Origin of the sequence: Flavobacterium celericrescens (genome assembly GCF_011392075.1) — a bacterium.
GTDB lineage: Bacteria > Bacteroidota > Bacteroidia > Flavobacteriales > Flavobacteriaceae > Flavobacterium > Flavobacterium celericrescens.
In genome coordinates, this window is sequence record NZ_JAAJBV010000006.1 from 28,996 (window position 1) to 47,719 (window position 18,724).

At 32.5% G+C, this 18,724-nt stretch carries 15 protein-coding genes and 1 tRNA gene; 11 read left to right on the forward strand and 5 right to left on the reverse strand.

Annotated features, from left to right (window positions below):
• Positions 1 to 54 precede the first annotated feature (54 nt).
• Positions 55 to 1,320 carry a Y-family DNA polymerase gene (locus G4L40_RS08985; protein ID WP_166236871.1) on the forward strand — a complete coding sequence of 422 codons (1,266 nt, stop codon included), beginning with the start codon at positions 55 to 57 and terminating at the stop codon, positions 1,318 to 1,320.
• A complete protein-coding gene (locus tag G4L40_RS08990) occupies positions 1,311 to 1,745 on the forward strand; it encodes a LexA family protein (protein ID WP_166236872.1) in 435 nt (144 codons plus the stop codon). The genes G4L40_RS08985 and G4L40_RS08990 overlap by 10 nt, the downstream gene beginning before the upstream one ends.
• 50 nt (positions 1,746 to 1,795) lie before the next feature.
• Here G4L40_RS08990 and G4L40_RS08995 read toward each other — a convergent pair whose 3' ends face one another.
• From G4L40_RS08995 to G4L40_RS09015, 5 genes are all read right to left on the reverse strand, one after another.
• A complete protein-coding gene (locus G4L40_RS08995; RefSeq protein ID WP_166236873.1) occupies positions 1,796 to 3,901 on the reverse strand; it encodes a peptidylprolyl isomerase in 2,106 nt (701 codons plus the stop codon).
• Between the two features lie 151 nt (positions 3,902 to 4,052).
• On the reverse strand, positions 4,053 to 4,235 hold the full coding sequence (locus G4L40_RS09000; RefSeq protein WP_166236874.1) for a hypothetical protein: 183 nt from the start codon (positions 4,233 to 4,235) through the stop codon (positions 4,053 to 4,055).
• 37 nt (positions 4,236 to 4,272) lie between these two features.
• The gene (gene lptC, locus G4L40_RS09005; protein ID WP_166237002.1) at positions 4,273 to 4,836 is read right to left on the reverse strand and encodes an LPS export ABC transporter periplasmic protein LptC; all 564 of its coding nucleotides are present in this window, start codon (positions 4,834 to 4,836) and stop codon (positions 4,273 to 4,275) included.
• A gap of 22 nt (positions 4,837 to 4,858) precedes the next feature.
• Positions 4,859 to 6,130 carry a hypothetical protein gene (locus G4L40_RS09010; RefSeq protein WP_166236875.1) on the reverse strand — a complete coding sequence of 424 codons (1,272 nt, stop codon included), beginning with the start codon at positions 6,128 to 6,130 and terminating at the stop codon, positions 4,859 to 4,861.
• Entirely contained in the window at positions 6,123 to 6,857 is a 735-nt protein-coding gene (locus G4L40_RS09015; RefSeq protein ID WP_166236876.1) for a type III pantothenate kinase, read from the reverse strand. The genes G4L40_RS09010 and G4L40_RS09015 overlap by 8 nt, the downstream gene beginning before the upstream one ends.
• A gap of 122 nt (positions 6,858 to 6,979) precedes the next feature.
• Between G4L40_RS09015 and G4L40_RS09020 the strand changes: the two genes are divergently transcribed.
• The 9 genes from G4L40_RS09020 (at position 6,980) to G4L40_RS09060 (ending at position 18,682) form a co-directional block, all read left to right on the forward strand.
• A tRNA-Phe gene (locus G4L40_RS09020) sits at positions 6,980 to 7,052 on the forward strand.
• Positions 7,053 to 7,233: 181 nt separating this feature from the next.
• Positions 7,234 to 8,211 carry a pyruvate dehydrogenase complex E1 component subunit beta gene (locus tag G4L40_RS09025; protein WP_166236877.1) on the forward strand — a complete coding sequence of 326 codons (978 nt, stop codon included), beginning with the start codon at positions 7,234 to 7,236 and terminating at the stop codon, positions 8,209 to 8,211.
• A gap of 64 nt (positions 8,212 to 8,275) precedes the next feature.
• Positions 8,276 to 10,759 (forward strand): DUF5686 family protein, encoded by a 2,484-nt coding sequence (locus G4L40_RS09030; RefSeq protein ID WP_166236878.1) that lies wholly within the window; start codon positions 8,276 to 8,278, stop codon positions 10,757 to 10,759.
• Complete coding sequence (locus G4L40_RS09035) at positions 10,760 to 11,362, forward strand: DNA-3-methyladenine glycosylase family protein (RefSeq protein WP_166236879.1); 603 nt, start codon at positions 10,760 to 10,762, stop codon at positions 11,360 to 11,362.
• 93 nt (positions 11,363 to 11,455) lie between these two features.
• A complete protein-coding gene (locus G4L40_RS09040) occupies positions 11,456 to 11,986 on the forward strand; it encodes an inorganic diphosphatase (RefSeq protein ID WP_166236880.1) in 531 nt (176 codons plus the stop codon).
• A 110-nt stretch (positions 11,987 to 12,096) separates the two neighbouring features.
• The gene (locus G4L40_RS09045; RefSeq protein ID WP_166236881.1) at positions 12,097 to 14,670 is read left to right on the forward strand and encodes a sodium-translocating pyrophosphatase; all 2,574 of its coding nucleotides are present in this window, start codon (positions 12,097 to 12,099) and stop codon (positions 14,668 to 14,670) included.
• Between the two features lie 81 nt (positions 14,671 to 14,751).
• On the forward strand, positions 14,752 to 17,013 hold the full coding sequence (locus tag G4L40_RS09050) for a glycoside hydrolase family 20 protein (RefSeq protein ID WP_166236882.1): 2,262 nt from the start codon (positions 14,752 to 14,754) through the stop codon (positions 17,011 to 17,013).
• Positions 17,013 to 18,011, forward strand: a complete 999-nt coding sequence (locus tag G4L40_RS09055; RefSeq protein ID WP_207785354.1) for an isoaspartyl peptidase/L-asparaginase — start codon at positions 17,013 to 17,015, stop codon at positions 18,009 to 18,011. Before G4L40_RS09050 ends, G4L40_RS09055 begins: the two co-directional genes overlap by 1 nt.
• Positions 18,011 to 18,682: a copper homeostasis protein CutC gene (locus G4L40_RS09060; RefSeq protein WP_166236883.1), complete on the forward strand. Its 672-nt coding sequence runs from the start codon at positions 18,011 to 18,013 to the stop codon at positions 18,680 to 18,682. The genes G4L40_RS09055 and G4L40_RS09060 overlap by 1 nt, the downstream gene beginning before the upstream one ends.
• Positions 18,683 to 18,724 lie beyond the last annotated feature (42 nt).

Consider the following 18,724-nt stretch of genomic DNA (forward strand, 5'->3'; position numbering starts at 1 on the left):
AACATTAACAATTGTATTATTTACTTTTTGGCAAAAGAAAAGTAATTTTACAAGATGTATGCACTAGTAGATTGTAATAATTTTTATGTTTCTTGTGAGCGTATTTTTCAGCCTCAATATAACAACAAACCAGTCGTAGTATTGTCTAATAATGACGGTTGTGTTATATCTCGAAGCAGTGAAGCTAAAGCGCTCGGAATTCCTATGGGAATACCTGAATTCAAAATTAAAGAATTCATCCAACAGCAAAATATAAAAGTTTTTTCATCAAATTATGTACTCTATGGCGATCTAAGTCAAAGAGTTATGAAAATTTTAGAAAATTTCACGCCTAATGTAGAAATGTATAGCATTGATGAAGCTTTTTTAAATTTTGATGGACAACAAATTGCAGATTATCATTCTCTTGGATTAAATATTCAGCAACGAATATCAAAATGGCTAAGTATTCCTACAGGTATTGGATTTGCTCCAACAAAGGCTTTAGCTAAATTAGCAAATCGTATTGCTAAAAAATTCCCTGAACGCACCAATGGCGTTTATGTTATCGATACTGAAGAAAAACGTATTAAGGCTTTGAAATGGACAAAAATTGCAGACGTATGGGGAATCGGTTATCGATTAACAAAAAAAATGCAACGTAAAAATATTTTAACGGCTTATGATTTTACCTTACCACACAACGAACCGTTTATTAAAAAAGAAATGGGAGTTGTAGGTATTCGCTTGAAATATGAATTGGAAGGAAAATCAATTTTAGAGATAAACGAACCCAAAACAAAAAGAACAATCGCTATTACTAGAAGTTTTGAGCACGATATAAACGATTATAATGAATTAAAAGAACGAATAGCTACATTTGCGTCTATTTGCTCCGAAAAACTTCGTAAACAAAATTCATGTTGCTATGGAGTGATCTTGTATTTGCAAAAAAACAAATTTAAAACGACTGATTCTCGATATAGCTTTTATCGCTTAAAGACGCTTCCTTTTCCAAGTAACACAGCTTTTTCGATAAGCAATATTGCAATAGAAATGTTAAACGAAATTTATCAAGAAAAAACCTCATATAAAAAGGCAGGTGTTATAGTAACAGAGATTATTCCATCAAATCAAAAGCAATTTCATTTATTTGATGATGAAAATCCAAAGTATCAGAAAATAATGCAAGTAATGGATGACTACCATAAAAGAATTGGAGAACGAAAAATTCGCTTAGGTAATCAAGACTTGCAACGTACATGGAAAATGAAACAACATCATTTATCTAATAAATATACGACTAATTTTAAAGAAATATTAGAAATAAAATGTCATTAAATACAAAACTAAATATTTTCATCCCCGATGATGCTTTTTCTGAAGGGCAACAATTTATAAGCAGTGGAATTAAAGCAGGTTTTCCATCACCAGCGGCGGATTTTGAGGAAAATAAAATAAGTTTGGACAAAACTTTAGTAAAAAATGCAGAAGCAACATTTTATGCAAAAGCTTCCGGAAATTCAATGACAGGCGCAGGTATTGATGACGGCGATATTCTAGTCATAGATAGAAGTCTAGAGCCTACAAACAATAAAATAGCTGTTTGTTTAATAGATGGCGAGTTTACGGTTAAACGAATTAAGATAGAAGAAGATCATCTTTTTTTAATTCCAGAGAATTTAAATTACGAACCTATAAAAATCGATTTACACAACGATTTTGTTGTTTGGGGAATAGTAACATATGTTATCAAAAAGGTATAAAAAAAAGAGCTGATTAAATCAGCTCTTTTTTTTATACCTTTTAACTTTTGTTAAAATTTTGCTCTATTATCTTTTATATCTGCTTTGTCTTTAATTGCCGTATAAGCTTTAGACATTGCATAAGATTGATTTTGAGTTCTATCTTGATTGATATAAGTGGTGTAATTTGAAATTGCAGGAGCTTTAGTTACCTTTTTAGCTCTAATAATAAACATTCCACTTGTACCTTCAATAATATCAGAAGTTTTTCCAGAAGCTAAACCAAATGCTTTTCCAACAACTTTAGATTCCATTCCTACATTTGGAATTATAGGATTTTTGATAGAAACACCAGTAGCCGTTAAAACAGATGCACCTGAAGATTTTGAAACAGCCTCTAATGAAGTTCCACTCATTTTTTTCTTAATAATTTCAGCCTTTTTCTGATTTTTTAAGATTGGCTCAACAGATTGTTTTGCAACATCAATAGGTAATAAACCAGTATCATTGATATCTTTTAATTTTGCAATTACAAATCCTTGTGGCGCTTCAAAACGTTTTACATTTCCAACTTCTGTTTCTTCATTAAAACTCCAACGCACCATTTCTCTTTGAGCTCCTAAACCTTGTATATATTCATCATATGCTTTAATGTTTGTTGCAGGTGTGACAATTAGTCCTGCTTTTTTAGCAACAGCTTCAAAATCTTTATTTTCAGTAGCACTTGATTCTAACTGGCTTGCTTTAGTGTATGCCGCATCTATAGTAGCATCAGAAGCTTGTATTTTTTGAGCTATAGTTCCTAGCAAAACAGCATCATTTTTACCTGAAACCTTCATTACGTGGAAACCAAATTCTGTTTCAACTACTCCCATTGTTCCAACAGGATTATTAAAAACAAAATCATTAAATTTTGGTGTCATTTGACCCGGAGCAATATTATCATATTCTCCACCATTGCTTTTAGATCCTGGATCATCTGAATTAGCCATTGCTAACATTGCAAAATTAGTTGGATTTGCTTTTACTTGCGTTAATAAATCGTTTGCTAATTTTTGAGCTTCTTCTTTTGTTCTTGTAGCGCTTGATCTTTCTGCTCCTTTATATGCGATTAATATATGACTAGCTTTTGCACTTGCATTTGGTTTTCTTCCAATCATTCTTGAAACACATTGGTGTCCGTTATGAACATAAGGTCCAAAAACAGCGCCTGCTGGCAAATTAAATAATTGCTCTTGAAATTCAATTGGTAAATCTTTCTTTGCTAAATAAGTAGAATCAAACTTGATATCAGAATTTGCATTTACAAATTCTCCAACATTTGATACAGCTCTAAAACCTTGCAAAGTGTCATTAGATTTTGTTTGCTCGTTGTAAACAACTTTTCCATTCAAAACATTATTTATAGAAGTCAACATTGCTTCCTCATCTTCTTTTGACGGTTTGTTTTCAACTAAAATAAAATCGATACTTCTTGTGTTATCAGATTTATATTTTTTAGCATTTTTTTTCATGTACTCTAAAATTTCATCATCTGAAACTTTAACTTGATCATCGTTTACAGTAGAATATGCTACAGTTACATAATCAAAATCAGCTTTGTCTGCTTCCATTTGGTATGCAAATTTACCTTCCGCCTTTGTTGTAATAACACCTGATTTAATCATTGTGTTATACATTTGCTCAACAGCATATTTTTCGATGTTTTTTTCAAACTCTTTCCATTGCAACCATTGTTCTTGGTTAGGGGCATTTTTTAAAGACTTGATATATTCTTTAAATTTATTTTCGTCAAACTGACCTGCTGCATTCAAAAACTGTTGATTTTGAGCAAAATTTGGATTTTGTTTGATAACGTTAATTAATTGTTCGTCACCAATTTTAAGGCCTAATTTTTCAAACTCTTCTCCAAGAATTATGCTTCTTACATTTTGTTCCCAAGCACTATTAATTGCTTGAGTGTTAGTCATACCTTGACCTTGTTTTTCAATCATTGCAACTTGTTGCATAAATTCTTGCCCAGAAATATCTGTTCCATTTACTGAACCAATATTATTTGCACTATTTCCAAATGTTCCACTTTGAATTACATCTGCTAATACAAATGAAAATAATGCTAATGCAATAATTACAATTAGGAAGAATGAACGTTGTCTAATTTTAGATAAAACTGCCATTTTTATTTGTGTTTAATTTTTTTCAGAGGGCGAAAATACAATTATCTATTTAATAATAAAATAGAAAAGATATATTTTCATAGATTTTTTTAAAGTTTTTGGTCTTCTCTTTGGTTTTAGATTTTAATTATATTAATCTAATCCTCAATAATTATTTTTTATTTTGATACTTGTTGTAAAAATGTCTTCTAAAAAAAAACATTCCTAATGATACAGCTGCAATTAAAATACTTAAGAAATAGCTTTCATCATTATTGTATTTAGCAAATGCATCGTAAGCAAAAAAAGCAGCAAATGCTAAGTAAAAATATTGTACAATTTTCAAATAATTCATTATAATGTTTTTTTAAAAGATTGTTTATAAATAATAATTAATCAAGTGTATTAACTTCTCCGTTGCTTTTTTGCATGTTGAAAATTTTAAAATCCTTACTAAAGTCAACTCCTGGACCTTCAAGATAACCACCGGCTTCATCTGTATATTTGAATAATTTTTCAGTAAAAAACCATTCGTTTTTTTGATCAAAATAAAGTTGAGAAGTTTCTAATTTTTTTCCATCATGCGAGGTAATAATTACATTTCCTTGCAAATCTATAATTTCAGTTTTCTTGTAAGAAATTGCATAATCCGCAACCACAGTACTTTTATTTCCTTTTTCATCCATTAATGTAAGGTGTATTCCTTTTGGAAATTCTGTAAATGCATTTTGAATATTGCTGTAATCGAGCATTTTAGGACTCTTCAAAATGGACTTTATCTTTCCCGAATCAGTATATTTCAAATTTATAGAATCTGCTTCACCTGTTGGAATAAAAGAAGTTTCGCTAAGTTTTTGGACTTTTTTCAAATCACTTTCACATGAAAAAAGTACAATTACACAAAACAGTATAATTGCACTTTTAAATATTTTAATAAAGCTAAACGAAAAAGTCATATCCAGCTCGAATAAATTAGATTTAGTCAATTTTTCTTTTCTTGAACCAAATATCACTTAAAGAAAGACCAACACTTACATTGAAATAATTTTCTTCAATTAAATTGTTCGTAGTGGTTCCTTTTTTTCCAAATTCAAATCCTAAATTAATATTTGAAATTCCTAATGGCAATCCAAAACCGAAATTCACACCATAATCCTTAATACTTTCGTTGTTTATAACTAAACCCGTGTTTTCGTGTCTAAAACCAGCTCTATAAACTACTCTATTCCAATATCCATTGTAAGAATCATATTTTGGTATGTAATAACCTCCAATTGAAATTTTTGTAGAATTTTCAAACGTAGCACCAGTAATGTCATCAAAACGATTACCTAATTTGCTTGTGTTTTGAAATGTTATTTCAGAGCCTATTAACCATTTTTTTGCTTGACCAATTCCTGCTCCAAAAGAAAATTTACTTGGAAGTTTTAATTTTGTATCTTGAACATTGATGTCAACTGCATTTTCAGTATCTACAAATTCAGACCCGCTTGTGGTAAAAATAATATTCGCAATATTTCTAGCGTTTTTAGATGTTAAATCGCTCTCAGGACTATATGTTACACTAGAAAACAAGTCTAACTTTTGAGAAATTTTACAATTATACAACAAGCCCAAATTCAATGAGAAACCAGATATTTTTGAATTATTAAGTTCTCTCGTTCCCAACTGCACAATTGGATCAGTTATAAACTCAATATCCTTAGTATTAATATCCCCAAAATAGTAACTAAAATCAACTCCTGCACTCAGATTTGGAGTTATGTTGTAAGCAGTTCCAAAAAACACTTTATTAATATTACCATCACCAGTAAACTGTTTAGACCTTTCTAAACCATCAGGATCATCAGCAGCTTCAGTGATACTTTGAACCTTGTAACCTACTGCACTATAAGGCATTAAACCAAAAGACATCCCAAATTTACCCAATGGCAAACCAACAGCTAAATAATCTAAACTGGTTCTTTGCGCTTTTTCACTATCTGATGAAGTGTTAAAATTGGTAAATGTTGAAGTTCCTCCAATACTGAAAGTAGTAAGTTTTAAATTGGAATAAGACGCTGGATTCGAAAGATTTAAATGAATACTATCGCCAACAATACTTAATCCCCCCATAGCTTTTATGTCATGAGTTCCTTTGAATTTTACTTCACCAAGACCATAATATGAATAAGGTGAAGCTGTGTTTTCTTGAGCAAATAAGGTTGCTGATACAAGTAAACTAAAAAAGACTACAATTTTTTTAATCATTATTTTCTGTGTATATTGATAATAAGTTCAAACTTTCTAATAAGAAATTTGAATTGGCAAATATGGTGCTTTTTAATCTTTTAGCCAAAAAATCTGCGTCTCCTCCTGTTAAAATTACTGTTAAATCTTGATATTTAAGATAATATTGTGAAATAAAACCATCGATTTCGTAACATAAACCATTTATCACACCACTGTGTATCGAATTATTTGTAGAATCTCCAATAAAATTACTTGGACTAGAAATTGTTAGCAACGGCAATTTTGCTGTATAATCATGTAAACTTTTATAACGTAGTTTTATTCCTGGAGAAATTGCCCCTCCAAAATAAGAATTGTCTTTATCTATAAAATCATATGTTACACAGGTTCCGGCATCAATAATTAATCTATTTTGATTTGGAAATTTTAATGTTGCTCCAGCTGACAAAACCATCCTGTCTATTCCTAATGTGTTTGGAGTAGCGTATTTATTGATAAAAGGAAATGATGAATCATGATTAATAATCTTGATTTTTACTTTACTTTTGATTAATTCTAACACTTCAACATCTAATTTTCCAACGGAAGAATAAATAGCGTTGCTAATTTTTGGAAAAAAACTCACTATTTCTGAAATTTTTTTTAAAGCCTCTTGATGCTCAAAAACAAACAACTCAATTAGCTTATCTTCTTCAAATACAGCTACTTTAATTCTTGAATTTCCTACATCTATTGTTAAAAGCATATCAAAGTTTTTGGTTTTGCAAATATACAAATTGATTTTTTTTAATAATTGTTTTGGAAAATATAAAATAGGTTCTATATTTGCACCCGCAATCAACAAGCAGTATTGCCTTGTTTGATAAAGGTACCTTAGCTCAGATGGTAGAGCAATGGACTGAAAATCCATGTGTCCCTGGTTCGATCCCTGGAGGTACCACTTAAAGCCCTTGATTTTAAAATCAAGGGCTTTTTTGTGTCTTTTAATTATTCAAAAAACTAATTACAACGTTTTAGTTAATAATTACTTATTGTATTGAACAACAAATTCACATAAATGATATAAAAATCGGTTTTAATTTTTATTTTTGCCTTTCATTAAAACTTTAAGAAGTAAACACATGAGAACGATACAATTTAGAGAAGCAATCTGCGAAGCAATGAGTGAAGAAATGCGTCGCGATGAATCAATATATTTGATGGGTGAAGAAGTAGCTGAATACAACGGCGCTTATAAAGCCTCAAAAGGTATGCTAGATGAATTTGGACCAAAACGTGTAATTGATACTCCTATCGCCGAATTAGGTTTTGCAGGAATTGCAGTAGGATCAGCTATGAACGGAAATAGACCAATTGTTGAATTCATGACGTTTAACTTTTCATTAGTGGGTATTGACCAAATCATTAATAATGCTGCAAAAATGCGTCAAATGTCGGCTGGACAATTTCCAATGCCTATGGTTTTTCGTGGACCAACAGCATCGGCAGGTCAATTAGGAGCAACACACTCGCAAGCTTTTGAAAACTGGTTTGCAAATACACCAGGATTAAAAGTTGTCGTTCCTTCAACTGTTTATGACGCAAAAGGGTTGTTAAAAGCTGCTATTCGCGATAATGATCCTGTTATTTTTATGGAATCAGAACAAATGTATGGCGACAAAGGTGAAGTACCTGAAGGAGAATACACAATTCCATTAGGAGTTGCAGATATTAAAAGAGAAGGAACAGATGTAACTATCGTTTCCTTTGGAAAAATTATTAAAGAAGCTCATATTGCCGCTGACGAATTAGCAAAAGAAGGTATTTCTTGTGAAATAATTGACTTAAGAACAGTTCGCCCAATGGATTATGACACGATTTTAAATTCAGTTAAAAAAACTAATAGATTAGTTGTTTTAGAAGAAGCTTGGCCTTTTGCAAGTGTTGCTTCTGAAATTACTTACATGGTACAAGAAAAAGCATTTGATTATTTAGACGCACCTGTTCAAAGAATCACTACAGCTGACACCCCAGCACCATATTCACCAACTTTATTAAAGGAATGGTTGCCTAATGCACAAGATGTAATCAAAGCCGTAAAAAAAGTTACCTATAAATAAAAAATAACTCGTTATATTTGGAACTTCATCAGTAATTCGCTGATGAAGTTTTTTGTTTTTAATTATGAAAAAGAAATTAGTACTATTTACTTTGTTTTTTGCAGCAATCGCTTTGGGTCAAACCAAAGTTGGAGGGAAAGTTGTTGATAAAAAAGGTGAATCAATCCCCTTTGCTAGTGTATTCTTTAAAGATTCGAGAGAAGGTGTAATTACAGATGAAAACGGAATTTTCTATTTTGAATCTGAACAAAATTATACTGCTTTAGTTGTTTTATTTGAAGGTTATGAAAAAAGAGAAATACCTCTGAAACCAGGCTTGAATCAAAATTTAAAAATAACCTTAAAAGAAAACGAACAATTAAAAGAAATTGTTATTCATACTGGAAAAACATCTAAAAAAGACAATCCAGCACTTGATATTTTGAGAAAAATTTGGGAACGAAGAAGAAAAAACGGACTCAAAATGTTTAAACAATATCAATATGAAAAATATGAAAAAGTAGAATTTGATTTAAACACTATTGATTCAGCCTTTATGAAAAGTAAAGTTTTCAAAGGAATGGAATTTGTTTTTAATCAAATCGATACTTCAAAAATTTCTGGAAAAACGTTTTTACCTATTTTTATCAATGAAACTTTAAGTGAAGTTTATGGTGACAACGAAACTAAAAAAACAAAAGAAATTACAACTGCCAATAAAAATTCAGGTCTTGGCTCTGGCGATGGCGTAAATACTTTTATCAAAGATTTGTATGCCGATTATGATATTTATGATAATTATTTGAAATTTTTTGATAAAGATTTTGTGAGTCCTTTATCAAGAACAGGAATCAACGTATATAATTATGTGTTGTCAGATAGTATGTATATTGACAACAAATGGTGTTATAACATTGTGTATTATCCTAGACGTAAAAACGAACTAACATTTAAAGGTGATTTTTGGGTAAACGACACCACTTTTGCAATTAAAAAAATTAATCTCGAAGCAAGTAAAAGCGCTAACATTAACTGGGTAAAAGAAATTTACATCGAACAAGAATTTGAAGTGATGAATGATTCTGTTTTCTTACTTACACGAGATTACATGATGTCTGATTTTAGTTTTTCTAAAAAAGAAGAATCTAAAGGAGTTTATGGAAAACGTACTTCTCTTTTCAAGAATCATCAATTTGACAAAAAGAAAGAAGACAAGTTTTTTAAGGAAGAAGTGAATTTTTACGATAATTCGGTTTTCAATAAATCGGATGAGTTTTGGGAAGAAAATCGATTCGAAAATCTAAATAAAAACGAAGCTGGAATATACAAAATGCTCGATACTTTAAAAGAAGTTCCTCGTTTCAAACGCATTTATAATTTGGCTTCCATTTTAGGAAGTGGTTACATCGAAATTCCTAAATGGAAAATGGATTTTGGCCCAATATTTTCAACCTTTGGATACAATGATGTTGAAGGACAACGCCTTCGTTTTGGTGGAAGAACTTATTTCGGTTCAAACGATACTTGGCGCATTCAAGGTTATACCGCTTATGGTTTTAAAGATAATAAATTCAAGTATGGCATTTCTGGGAAATGGATGGTAGACAAGAAAAATAGAATTATTCTTTCTGCAGGAAACCGAAGAGATGTGGAACAAATTGGCGTTAGTTTAACCACTTCAAATGATGTTTTAGGGCGAAGTTTTGCCTCATCTTCTTTCTTCTCTAGTGGAACAAATAATAAATTAACTTCTGTAAATTTAACTACACTTGGTTTTGAAATCGAACCAGTTAAAAATTTAACCTTTCAAACCAATTTATCGTATCGTACATTGAAATCTGCATCTAATCAATTTAGCTTAGATTATTATACTGATGCAACTCAAACTACAACCAAAAGCGAAGTAAAACAATCGGAAATTAATTTTGTTACCGAATTTACTCCAAAAAGACGAACTGTAGGTTATGGTGTTGAAAGAATGGAAGTTGACAACAATTACGCACGTCTTTTCTTAAGTTATAGCCAAGGATTAAAAGGTGTTATGAATAGCGATTTTGATTATCAAAAGCTTCAATTTTACTATCGTCAACCTGTACTGATTGGTGGTTTTGGTAGATTATTTTCAACTTTGGAAGTAGGAAAAACTTTCGGTCAAGTACCATTAGGATTAATGGGTGTAATTCCAGGAAACCAGTCTTATTTCATTATAGATAACACCTATAACTTATTAGATTATTATGATTTTGTGGCTGATGAATATGCTTCGCTACATTTTGAACATCATTTTAATGGAAGATTATTTTCTAGAGTTCCACTTTTGAGAAAATTAAATTGGAGAGAAATTGTGGGTATAAAAGGTGTTTATGGAACAGTTTCAGATGAAAATCGTTTCATCAATGCTTCTGGATTAGTTTACCGTGCTCCAGAAGATATTTACTGGGAATACCATGCAGGCATAGGAAATATTTTTAAAGTTTTGCGAATTGATTTTGCTTGGCGCGGAAGTTATTTAGACATTCCAGATGCAAATAGATTTACTGTAAAAGCATCATTTGGGTTTTATTTCTAAATGGAAAAAGCAATTGCATATCTGCTTAAAAAAGAAGCTGTTTTCGAACAAATAAATCAGCAATATGGAATTCCTATTCAGCCAAAAAGAGCGCAAGGTTTTGAAACATTAGTACTTTTAATTTTAGAACAACAAGTTTCAATAGATTCTGCCAAAGCTACTTTTAATAAGTTGAAAAATGCAATTCCAATTTTTTCAATTGAAAATGTATACCGTTTTTCAGATGAAGATTTTCGTTCATGTGGAGTAAGTAGGCAAAAAACTAAATATATTAAAGCGCTTTCTGAAGCTATTTTAACAGAACAAATAAACATTGAAAGTTTAGCATTTAAAAAACCTGAATTAGTTAGAGAAGAGTTAATTAAGATTAAAGGCATTGGTAACTGGACAATTGATGTTTATTTAATGTTTTGCTTGAATTCATTAGATATAATTCCACTTGGAGACATTGCAGTTGTAAACACCATGAAAGAGCTTTTTGATATTCACACTAAAGAAGAAATGGAAATCTATGCTCAAAAATGGAAACCTTATCGTTCAGTAGCAACTTATTTTCTTTGGCATTATTATCTTGAAAAAAGAGGAAGAAAAATTACTTTTTAAAGAGTATAAAAATATATACTTTTTTTGCAAAACTCTTTTGTTTCTACTGTTTTATAGTAGTACCTTTGCAACCCTTTATTAAAATAATAGAAAATGACAGCAGATAAAGTTACTACATTTGATGTATTGATTGAGATTCCAAGAGGAAGTAGAAACAAATACGAGTATGATTTTGAATTAAAGAGAATGCGTTTTGACAGAATGCTTTTTTCGTCAATGATGTATCCAGCAGATTATGGATTTATTCCTGAAACTTTAGCTTTAGACGGAGACCCTTTGGATGTTTTAGTTCTAATTAACGAACCAACCTTTCCTGGATGTGTGATTGAAGTAAAACCAATAGGTGTTTTTCACATGGCAGACGATAAAGGTCCAGATGAAAAAGTAATTTGTGTACCTGTTTCTGACCCTATTTGGAATAAATTAAATGATTTAAGCGATGTAAATCCTCACTTAATCAAAGAAATTGAGCATTTTTTCCAAGTTTACAAAGATTTAGAAAACAAAAAAGTAGACGTAGAAGGTTGGGGAGATGTAAATGAAGCAAAAGAAATTTTGATGAAATGTACGCAACGTTTTAACGAAATTGAAAACAAACCAGAAGGATTATTTAGTATCAAATAAATTTCTGTATATCAACTAAAAAAGGCAATATTTTCTATGAATATTGCCTTTTTTGTTTATTTTTGTTAAAATTAGAATATAATTAACAAACAAAACCAAATAAACATTTTATGGAATCAATGATGATTTATGTGCCAATAGTAATGGCATTATTAGGGTTGGCATTCATGGCAGCTAAACGCGCTTGGGTTCTTAAACAAGACGCTGGCGATGGAAAAATGAAAGAAATTTCGGATTACATTTATGAAGGTGCATTAGCATTTTTAAAAGCAGAATACAAATTATTAACATTTTTCGTTCTTGGAGCAAGTGTTGTCTTAGCAATTATTTCAACAATCGTTCCAACAACTCATTGGTTGATAGTAATTGCATTTGTTTTCGGAGCTATATTTTCGGCTTATGCTGGAAATATTGGAATGAAAATCGCAACAAAAACTAATGTTAGAACCACGCAAGCTGCTCGTACTAGTTTACCACAAGCTTTAAAAGTTTCTTTTGGTGGTGGAACAGTTATGGGATTAGGAGTTGCAGGTTTAGCTGTTTTAGGATTAACCGGATTCTTTATCATATTCTTTAGATTTTTTATGAACGGAGTTTGGACATCTACAGAAGATATGACAATCGTTCTTGAAACATTAGCTGGATTTTCATTAGGTGCTGAGTCAATTGCTTTATTCGCACGTGTTGGAGGTGGAATTTATACAAAAGCTGCAGACGTAGGTGCTGATTTAGTAGGTAAAGTAGAAGCTGGTATTCCAGAAGATGACCCACGTAATCCTGCTACAATTGCTGATAACGTTGGTGATAACGTAGGAGACGTTGCCGGAATGGGTGCTGATTTGTTCGGTTCGTATGTTGCTACAGTTTTAGCGGCAATGGTATTAGGAAATTATGTAATTAAAGATATGGGTGGTAAAATCGATGATGCTTTCGGAGGAATCGGGCCAATTTTATTACCAATGGCAATCGCTGGTTTCGGAATCTTATTCTCTATCATTGGAACAATGTTAGTGAAAATTTCAAGCGACGATGCTAAAGAAGCTCAAGTACAAAAAGCATTAAACATTGGAAACTGGGTATCTATTGTTTTAACAGCTGTTTCTTGTTTCTTCTTAGTGAAATTCATGCTTCCTGAAGTTATGACAATGGAATTCTTTGGTGAAGGAACACAAAAAATTTCAGCAATGCGTGTTTTCTACGCTACTTTAATCGGATTATTTGTTGGTGGAGCAATTTCATCAGTAACAGAATATTACACTGGATTAGGTACAAAACCTGTATTAGCAATTGTACAAAAATCATCAACTGGTGCAGGAACAAACGTAATCGCTGGTTTAGCTACGGGGATGATTTCAACTTTCCCAACTGTATTATTATTTGGAGCTGCAATTTGGTCAACTTATGCTTTAGCAGGATTTTATGGAGTAGCTTTAGCTGCTTCTGCAATGATGGCAACAACAGCAATGCAATTAGCTATTGACGCTTTCGGACCAATCTCTGATAACGCAGGTGGAATCGCTGAAATGAGTGAATTACCTAAAGAAGTTCGTACAAGAACTGATATTTTAGATTCAGTTGGTAACACAACTGCGGCAACAGGAAAAGGTTTTGCAATCGCCTCTGCTGCATTAACTTCATTAGCTTTATTTGCGGCATATGTAACTTTTACAGGAATTGACGGTATTAATATATTTAAAGCACCAGTATTAGCTATGTTGTTTATTGGTGGAATGATTCCAGTTGTATTCTCAGCATTAGCAATGAATTCAGTAGGTAAAGCTGCTATGGACATGGTGTACGAAGTACGTCGTCAGTTTAAAGAAATTCCAGGAATTATGGAAGGAACTGGTAAACCAGAATACGGAAAATGCGTTGAAATTTCTACAAAAGCGGCTTTACGCGAAATGATGTTACCAGGAATTTTAACGATTGGTTTCCCAATTGCAATTGTATTGTTAGGCAAATTAGTTTATGGAGATGACAATCAATTAATTGCTGAAATGTTAGGTGGTTATATGGCTGGAGTTACGGTTTCAGGTGTGCTTTGGGCTGTGTTCCAAAACAATGCAGGTGGTGCTTGGGATAATGCTAAAAAATCATTTGAAGCAGGTGTTGAAATCAACGGAGAAATGACATACAAAGGTTCTGACGCACACAAAGCAGCGGTTACTGGAGATACTGTTGGAGATCCATTCAAAGATACTTCTGGTCCATCGATGAACATCTTAATCAAATTAACATGTTTAATTGGTTTAGTAATTGCTCCAATTTTAGGAGGTCACGGTGCTACAACTGAAAATGGCGCATGTTGTTCAAAAGACAAAAAAGAAGTTTGTCACGAAGGAAAATGCGATTTATCAAAATGTGCAACTATGACTAAAGATGAGTGTGCTAAAATGTGTGAAGAGAATGGTTGTTCTCAAGAATGCAAAGACAAATGCATGTCTCAATACGATGAAAATGGTAAATATATTGGTGATGCACATGTTCATGGACCAAACTGCAATCATGAAAAAACAAATATCAAAGACATCAAAGTAAAAAAAGTAAAAGACGCTAACGGAAAAGTAAAAGCAACAGTTACTTTAACTACAATAGTTGATGGCAAAGAAACTACTGAAGAAAAAGTTTTCGAAGGAGACGATTTAGAAGTAGAAGCAAAAATTGCTGAACTAGGAAAATAATATTTTTCGACACAAATAATGAAAACCGCGCAGCAATGTGCGGTTTTTTTATTTAATTTTAGCCAAACAAACACAACTCCAATGAAACACAAAATACTGACTTTGTTGTTGCTTATTTCTACAATTTGCTTGGCTCAACAGAATCTTAATATAATTCCAAAACCAAATTCAGTCGAAATCAAAAAAGGACATTTCGTTTTAAATAAAGAAACGGTAATCGTAGCTGATGAAGATTCTTTTGAAGCAAAGTATCTTCAAAATGAAATTAATAATAGAACAGGATTGGAATTAAAAATATCATCAAAATATCGTTCTAAAAATAGTATTCAATTTGGTATTAAAATTCATGATACTACAAATTTTGACAGAGAACAATATAATATTGAAGTTTGGAAAAATAAAGTTCATATTTCTGCCTTTTCACATCAAGGTATTTTTTATGGAATCCAAACTTTAGTCCAAATGATTCCTTATGAAAAATCAAATGAGATTAAATTAAATGAAATTTCTATTTTGGACCAACCTAAATTCAAATGGAGAGGCATGCATCTCGACGTTTGTCGTCATTTCTTTCCAAAAGATTTCATCAAAAAATACATTGATTATTTAGCGATGTACAAGATGAATACCTTTCATTGGCATTTAACCGATGACCAAGGTTGGCGCATCGAAATCAAAAAATATCACAAATTAACTGAAGTAGGCGCATGGCGAAATGGTTCCATGATTGGACATTACACCGACCAAACGTTCGACGACATTCGCCATGGCGGATTTTATACACAAGATGAAATAAAAGAAATTGTAGCTTACGCCAAAGAACGACACATCACCATCGTTCCAGAAATCGAAATGCCAGGTCACGCTTTAGCAGCATTAGCTTCGTATCCAGAATTTTCATGTACAGGCGGACCTTTTGAAGTGGGAAAAACTTGGGGCGTTTTAGAAGATGTTTTTTGTCCAAAAGACGAAACCTTTACTTTTTTAGAAAATGTGTTGACAGAAGTGATTGCGTTATTTCCCTCTGAATACATTCACATCGGTGGCGATGAATCTCCAAAAGTGCGTTGGAAAAGTTGTCCGCATTGTCAAAAAAGAATCAAAGATGAAAACTTAAAAGACGAACACGAATTACAAAGTTATTTCATTCAAAGAATCGAAAAATTCTTGAATAGTAAAGGACGAAAAATCATCGGTTGGGACGAAATTTTAGAAGGCGGATTAGCACCAAACGCAGCCGTTATGAGTTGGCGCGGTACCGAAGGAGGAATCGCAGCAACCAAACAAAAACATTTCGTAGTGATGTCGCCAGGTTCACATTGTTATTTTGACCATTATCAAGGCGAACCTAAAAATGAACCGATTGCTTTTGGCGGTTATACCAATGTCGAAAAAGTGTATTCTTTCAATCCTATTCCAAAGGAGCTTTCCGAAGAACAATCGAAATATATTTTAGGTGCTCAAGCCAATCTTTGGACAGAATATATCAACACACCAGGGCATGTTGAATACATGCTTTTCCCAAGAATAGCAGCGCTTTCCGAAGTAGTTTGGGGAACATCCAATCCAAAAGAATATAAAGAATTCGAAAAAAGATTGATTTCACATTTTGAAATCTATGACAAAAAAGGAATCAATTACAGCAAAGCCATTTTTGAAGTAACTTCCAAAGTGCAACCTGCCGAACACGGAGTAGCTTTCGAATTAAAATCAGCAAATCCAAACGGCATCAAATATACAACTGATGGTTCAGAACCGAATACGAATTCTATTTCTTATGAAAAACCAATTCTAGTTACTAAAAATCAAACCATTAAAGCAGCTTATTTCGAAAACGGAAAAGCAAAAAGTGCCGCTATCGAACAACCATTTTTCATCACAAAATCAACGGGTAAAAAGATTGAATTGGTACACCAACCGCATGAAAATTATGGAATCGGAGGCAGTTTTACTTTGGTAGACGGAATGAAAGGAAATCCTTCAAAATTCGGAAGAGATTGGTTAGGGTTCTGGGGAAAAGACATGAATGCCACTATCAATTTAGGAAAAACTGAAACGATTTCAAAAATCAGCATAAATACACTTTCATCAGAAGGAAGTTGGATTTATTATCCAAAAAGCATCGGAATTTCAGTTTCAAATGATGGAGAAAATTACTATTCTACTGCGATTGTTTCTTCCAAAGAAATCAAAGAAAACAAAGGGAAAATTGTAGTGAAATTTGACAAACAAAATGTTCAATTTATAAAAGTCATCGCAGAAAACAACGGAATCATTTCAGATGGAAATCCAGGAGCAGGTTCCAACAGTTGGTTATTTGTAGACGAAATAAGTGTAGAATAATGACAAACAGAAGAAATTTTTTAAAGACAACCGCATTAGCAACTGCTGGCGTAGCGTTTCAGACTTTTAATGGAAAATCTGAAGAAGCAGAAATCGATATCAATTCAGGAAAAGTGAATAAACCAATTGTGCTTTCCACTTGGCGTTTTGGAATTGAAGCCAACGAAGCCGCTTGGGAAGTGCTGAAAAATAAAGGTCGCGCTTTAGATGCTGTAGAAGCTGGAGTAAAAATTCCAGAAGGCGATCCAAATGAAAGAAGTGTAGGTTACGGAGGTCGCCCAGATAGAGATGGTCGCGTAACATTAGATGCTTGTATCATGGACGAATTTTCGAATATTGGTTCAGTAGCGTGTTTGGAACACATCAAACATCCTATTTCTGTAGCAAGAATGGTGATGGAAAAAACGCCTCATGTGATGTTGGTTGGTGATGGCGCTTTACAATTTGCTTTATCGCAAGGATTTCAAAAGGAAAATTTATTGTTAGAAGCTTCCGAAAAAGAATGGAAAGAATGGCTAAAAACCAGTGAATATTTACCAAAAGCCAACATCGAAAACCACGATACGATCGGAATGATTGCATTAGATGCTCAAGGTAATTTGTCGGGTGCGTGTACAACAAGTGGAATGGCTTTTAAAATGCATGGAAGAGTGGGCGATTCTCCAATTATTGGTGCTGGTTTGTATGTGGATAATGAAATTGGAGCCGCAACCGCAACAGGCCACGGAGAAGAAGTGATTCGAATTACGGGTTGTCATTTGGTAGTAGAGTTAATGCGTCAAGGGAAATCGCCACAAAAAGCATGTGAAGAAGCTGTGATGCGAATTGTGAAATTGACTCAAAATCGAGGAAAAAATTTAAAAGATATCCAAGTTGGATTCATTGCCTTGAATAAAAAAGGAGAATATGGTTCATATTGTGTGCAAGGTGGCTTCAATTATGCCGTTCACGATGCAAGTGGAAATAAATTAATCGATGCGAATTACTTTTTGAAATAATGAAAAAAATCGAAATCGCTTGTTTTAACCTTGAATCTGCTCTAATTGCACAAAAATATGGAGCCGATAGAATAGAATTGTGCGCAGATATGTTGGTTGGCGGCACAACTCCAAAAATTGAAATGATTCAACAAGCTCGCGAAAATCTAACCATTGATATGTTTGTAATGATTCGCCCAAGAGGAGGAAATTTTGTGTATTCGGATTCAGAATTTGAACAAATGAAATCGGAAATCGAAACTATAAAAAAAGTTGGAGTCAACGGATTTGTTTTCGGAATTTTGATGGATGATAGAACAATTAATGTCGAACAAAATAAAGACTTAGTGGAATTAGTAAAACCATTTCCATGTACTTTTCACAGAGCTTTTGATGCCGTTTCGAATTGCGAAAAAGCATTGGAAGATGTCATTTCTTGTGGATTTTCAACTATTCTGACTTCTGGAACTTTTCCAAATGTGATGGAAGGAAAAGAAGTTTTGAAACAATTAGTCATTCAAGCGAAGAATCGAATCGAAATCATGCCCGGTGGCGGATTGCGTTCGACCAATATTTCAGAATTAAATGAAATGGTAAATGCGAATTGGTATCATTCATCCGCTATTACCGATGGAAGTGAAATTGCAAATCCTGTGGAAATTGTTCAACTAAAGAATAAACTCCAATCTTAAATGAACTGTTTTAATTTTAAGCTTTCACTCTAAAAATTTATA